General features: G+C 70.7%; 1 protein-coding gene. It reads right to left on the reverse strand.

Annotated features, from left to right (window positions below):
• Positions 1-108 precede the first annotated feature (108 nt).
• Positions 109-1,500, reverse strand: a complete 1,392-nt coding sequence (locus tag ACFPZI_RS36945; protein WP_381371544.1) for an IS1380 family transposase — start codon at positions 1,498-1,500, stop codon at positions 109-111.
• Positions 1,501-1,562: the final 62 nt, after the last annotated feature.

Consider the following 1,562-nt stretch of genomic DNA (forward strand, 5'->3'; position numbering starts at 1 on the left):
GGCTGGTGGCTGGGTGTGGGCAGGCGGTATCCGCTGGTCTGCCCAGCTTTTCCACGGGTTCGGTTCCGGTCGGGCCCTGGCGGGCGGGGCGGGCAGGGGCTGTTCGGGTCAGCCGGCCGGCCCGTGGGTGGTGTCAAAGAGGTGTGTCCAGGCGTGCTGCCAGGGCCAGTTGTGCGGCAGGTGCAGGGTGACGCGGCGGGCGGAGCGGGCGATCCGGGCCGGGACGTGGACCAGGTGGGTGCGGATCGTGGCGGTGGTGGCCCTGGTGTGGAAGGCGGAGGCCTGTGCGCCGGTGGCTCGCAGCAGGTTGTAGGTCATCGCCCACAGGGTGAGCCAGGCGGCGTTGGCGTGGAAGTGTCCGGAGGGCAGGTGGGCCAGGGCGGAGGCCTTGCTGTCGGCGATGACCTGCTCGATGACCGCGTGGTGGCGGTGTTCGCGTTCGGCCTGGAGGGTCTCGGCGGGCTGGTCGGTGAAGAACGGGTGGTAGCGCCAGACGGGAAACAGCTCGCCCTGCTCACCCACGACAGCGGGTTTGGCCAGGTCACGGACCCGGCGGACGATCAGCCGGGCGGTGACCCGCTCGCTCTTCTTGCGGCTCGCGAAGGCGGTGTAAGCGGGTATCTCGGCGACTTCGGCGTCCGAGATGAGTTCACCGGTCCCGGGGTCGGGCACCGCGGTCGGGTACGTGATCTGCTGCCAGGCCTGGTCGGGGATGCCGAGGACGGCCCGTTTGACAGAGGGGTTCATGCCGGTGGTGATCGAGAAGTGGGCTCCGGCCCGGCGGCAGGCGGCGATGACCCCGGCGTTGTAGAACTGCGAGTCCGCTCGCAGGATCCGGGTGCCGGTGCAGCCCGCCTCGACGGCGGTGGCCAGGGCCTCACTGACGAATTTCGGGGCGCCGCGGGAGTCGGCTGCCTTGCCCCGGCGCATCCGCACTCCGGCGATCACCGGCCGGGAGCCGGGCGTGCAGACCGTGGCGAGCAGGGGGTGCAGGGTGCGGATGCCCTTGAACCGGCCGTACTCGGCGCCCTGCTTGGCCCGGCCGTAGACCCGTTTGTGGGTGGAGTCGACGTCGATGAACGCCTTCTCGCCGGAGCCGGGAAGCAGCGGGGTGTGCGCGGCCAGTTGACCGAGGAACCTGCGGTGCACGGCGTGGAGTTGGAGTGCGTGACCGTGGGTGAACGCGCGCAGGAACGTGCCCAGCGTGGACGGCGCACGGGCCCCTCGGAACAGGGCCGGCATCGCGCCGTGCCGCAGGATGTGGAGGTCGTCGATACTGTCCGCACCGGCGGCCATGCCGGCCACGATGCTGCTGACCTTGGCATCCGCCGCCGCCCCCGCACCGTTCTTCGCCCCGCCCAGCTTCACCCTCTCCGCCACCAGCCGCGACAGCCCGCACCGCTCGGCCAGCCGCAGCACCGGAACCAGCCCGGCCTGCGCGACCAGGTTCGGGTCATCGAACGCAGCAGTGACCGCCGCTGGAGTATGGGAAACTTGTATCTCGGAAGTGCCTTGCCGATCGTGCGTACTGGAAGCCTCAAGAACTCCCATCATCGCAGGTC

It is taken from the genome of Streptomyces chlorus, from assembly GCF_042655885.1.
Taxonomy (GTDB): domain Bacteria; phylum Actinomycetota; class Actinomycetes; order Streptomycetales; family Streptomycetaceae; genus Streptomyces; species Streptomyces chlorus.